Origin of the sequence: Methylomonas koyamae, assembly GCF_001644025.1 — a bacterium.
GTDB lineage: Bacteria > Pseudomonadota > Gammaproteobacteria > Methylococcales > Methylomonadaceae > Methylomonas > Methylomonas koyamae_A.
The window spans coordinates 1-3,794 of record NZ_LUUK01000188.1 but is presented as its reverse complement, the minus strand read 5'-3'; the positions used below and the strand labels follow the sequence as shown (position 1 = coordinate 3,794).

General features: G+C 52.6%; 2 protein-coding genes. Both read right to left on the bottom strand.

What is annotated here, in order from left to right:
* Positions 1-395 precede the first annotated feature (395 nt).
* A complete protein-coding gene (locus tag A1355_RS17155; protein WP_064030422.1) occupies positions 396-1,424 on the bottom strand; it encodes an AAA family ATPase in 1,029 nt (342 codons plus the stop codon).
* 22 nt (positions 1,425-1,446) lie between these two features.
* Positions 1,447-3,336, bottom strand: a complete 1,890-nt coding sequence (locus A1355_RS17150) for a TIR domain-containing protein (protein ID WP_064030420.1) — start codon at positions 3,334-3,336, stop codon at positions 1,447-1,449.
* Positions 3,337-3,794: the final 458 nt, after the last annotated feature.

Sequence of the window (3,794 nt, the reverse complement as noted above, 5' to 3'; positions counted from 1 at the left end):
CAACCGATTGCCGACGCACCTCTGACGCCGAAGGATTGTCAGCCGCTTAAATCCGGTTATCCGCCGGTGATGCCTTTGGTGCGTCGGCAATCGGTTGCGACACGGTTCGGCTATCGGATTCCAGAGCTTCGCAAGCGGTGACGGTCAACAGTTTGCAGGTCAAGGCACTTTTGTGCTCGGACTGCAAAACGGTTTGTTGCTGTAACGGCGGTGGGCTGGCCTCGTCTTCCCGCGCGCGGATAAGAATGTCTGGTTGGCTCTGGTCTTCTTTGGGTTTTGGATAAAAACGCAGGCTCGCCGCCAACCGGTCTGCCATGTCTGAATCACTTTCCGCTAGGCTTAAAGCAAGCAGTAAGTCGGCGCTTGACACGTAGGTGGTCGGCCCTCGCATCGCATCAATCCGTTAGCCCACTATCGAACGGCCGTTGCTGTTGGGTCCCTTTCACCCCCTCCACCGGGCGGTGTTTGATAAAGGCATAGCCACTAAGCCTTTTTAACCAACGTTCTTGAAGAATCGCGTCGTCCGGCGCCAGTTGAACCAAGGCCGATAGCAAATCGATGAACTCGGCCAATCCGGGGGGCGGTAACGCGGCTTGTTCGGCGTTGTTGCGGTCTTCCACCAAACGTTTGGCCGCCAACCGAATAATTTCAACGGGAACGCCAGTCCGTCCGGCATCGCGACCCTCGGCAAAATGCGCTAATCCGCGCTTTGCCAACCATTCCTCGTATCCAAGCTCGGGATCGTGGGACAGATTCAACACTATGCAGCGCCGGATAAAGGCCGCCGGCAGTTCGCGTTCTTCATTGGTTGTTATCAAGATCAAGGGCAATTGTCGCGACGGCGCGCCAAAGCGCAAATTCAACGCCGGAATTTCAAACGCGCGTTGACCCAACACGTCGAGCAAACTATTCGGCAAGTCGCTATCAGCCTTATCGATTTCATCCAATAACACCACATGTCCCTCGGGTTCTGTTTGCGGATCGTCACCGAGCTTTGGCCGGCAACTGCCATACTCGCAGGCTCGTTGCCAATCGTAAGCCTTCCATAACGGCCCCGGCTCCCAATAGTTATGTTCGATCAAATGGGGTTCGCGCGCCTGGGCATCCGCCAGCCGCTTAACGGCATCGAAGCGATACAGCAAATCCGACGCCTCGAATCGCGGATGTATCGTTGTGGCGTGCAGAACCCACCCCAGTTGCTGGGCCACCGCCCGAGCCAACTGGGTTTTTCCGGTGCCGGGTTCTCCGCGGACCAACAGAGGACGGCGGGCACTGATCGCCAACGTCAGAGCGTCGATTTCCGCTTGAGACCATTGGTGGACAGTAGCATCCAGGTGATTTGTGGCGGGTATGCGTTGCACGAAGCCGTCTGTCAGCTGGCGTAGGGTCTCTATGGGTGAAAGCTTGTTTTTACAGTCGATCATTTGGCGGATTCCGGATGTATGGTCATTGACACAGGTTTGTAATTTCCAGCGCCACGTCGGCTAATTGCTGGTCGCGATCGAACTGGACATCCGCTAACGGCTGAGCTTCCGACGGACGCATTTGCATCGCGCTTAGCCAAGGTACCAGTTGCCAAGTGCAAGCTCGTACCAACAGAGGCACGATACGCATCCCCTGACTTTGATGTCTATTCAACAGCGTCGGCACTTCGACGGACGTAATAAATTTAGATCCTAAGAACGCCGGAGAGATCAAAATAACCGCCACCTTACAGCTTTGTAACTGCCGGTCGATTTCGGCATACCAGTCCTGCCCCGCGCCAATGCCGCGATCATCCCAAATATCGAGCAAACCCTGGTTTTCCGCGACTTTTAGATGTTCAACCAAATACTCGCGAAACTTATCATCCTTGTGGGCGTAGCTGATAAACACTTTATTGCGCATAACCATCGATTCTCCCGTAGTAGGTACTGTCACAAAAGGAATGAGTATGTTCTTGAAATGATTTGTCAGGGAACTTTGAATCCGCAACCATTCGTCAACCAGTTCATCCACATTGGAATGATCATTCCCACCGTATAAAAACATTTCAATTCCCCAACGCTGTTTTACACGCTTGAACAAGTTACTATCCACGCCTTTGAGCGGAACCGCTCCTGGCAAACCAACCATCAAACTCGCCCCAGTTGCGTCTTCGTACATTTTTAATCCGGCTTTGAGGTCATCGTCATGCGGTGAATCGATTCCTACCAAACTACCAACTGTTAATTCGCGTTGTAGTCGCGCATAAATTTCATCGCCTATGGTTTGCTCAAAGGTTTTGACGCCAAACTGGGTCTCGGCGTGATCACAAATCAAGTTCGCCACCTTGATGCCACCATCCTGATCGACTCGTAACTTTATGCCTAAATCAAACCAAGCCGCCGCCACTATGGTGGCGGTTAGTTCTTCGGTCATAGCGATGCTCGGCATGCCATTGATCCAATGAACGCGGCCGATTTGCTTCTGGGCAATCCAACGCGCACCGGCCAACAAACATATATGCGCCACCAAATCGAATACCCGATCGACACCGGACTCGGCCAAGGGAATATTGGCCCGTTTGATGGCGTTCGAGATTTCCCACAACAAGAGGTTTGGATCGGCATCGCAACAATATTGATATATTTCGGTTACACCGCCCGAAGGATTACTTTTAAGTAAAACCTGTAAAATCGGATGCGAATGCAAAGCCGGTAAACTGGCAACTTCTCTCACCAAGTTCTCCAACTGGCGGTATAAACGCGACAACGGCACCGGATTGGAGAATTCAAATTCCAGAGCATTCAAAGGCTCCATGGTTAGCACGTTATTTCCGTCTGTATCAGATAATTCCGAATCTATGTGCCCGATAAGTTCTTTTCCAATATTTTGCTTCGCTTCGGATCGGATTTTCAGATAATAATCCTTGGACAAGCCTTCGTTAAGTGCCAAACGCTGCAGTATCAACGTCGCGAACTGGTCCGGCGTTTTTGGGTCCAGTTCGATGAAACCCGCCGCATCGCTCAACCCGTCAGCATCGGCATAATCAAATCGACTAGGCATCACGCGGTGCCCGTCGGCTTTGGTCAGCAGACTGTAGATATGCAGCCACTCCCAGCCGGTCCAGCGTTTCTGGTCGTAGTTTTGACACAGAACCGGCACGATCAATTCGGACTGTTCGCCGTAGAGCTTCGGCAAATAAATACCCAAATTAAAGCGGGCAAATTCCGCCTCGTGGTATTTGTCGTACAGGATTTTCTCTTTGCCAAATATTTCCGCTAATAGCTGCGCGGTCTGTTCAACGAAAGGCCGCTTTTCGCCAGCGAACGAAAAAGCGATGCGAAAACGTTTGGGAGGGGTGTCGGTGGCCATGACGCTGAAATTTCGTGGATTCGAATGGGCCGCATTCTAGCTCAAGTCTAGCCAGCCCGATCGGTTTACAGCCCGGCCTATGCTCAACCTCCTCCGCGCTTTTTTAACAGACTACGGAGAGGTTTACGGCAGCGCTCGCTCGGCCAAAATCCAGACATCGCCCACCGCAACGGCCGATCGCGTGAATACTTCACAGACAACGCGGGACTTGGGCTTATACCCTAAGTTGCGAGGCTAGGCCGCGCGCGGAGCGGGCTTCAGCCTCCGATTCGCGATGACGACCGACGCGATGCAACGCTCATCACGCCCTGAAAACCCAAATTTTGCTTTTGACGAGGTATCACGATGAACAGATTAATAGGCGGAATATTGTCCTTACTCTTGATTAGTCCGGTGGGCATGGCCATGGAAAGCAATGGATGGTGCGCGCCGGAATTCGCTAGTTGCGACGGCGACGG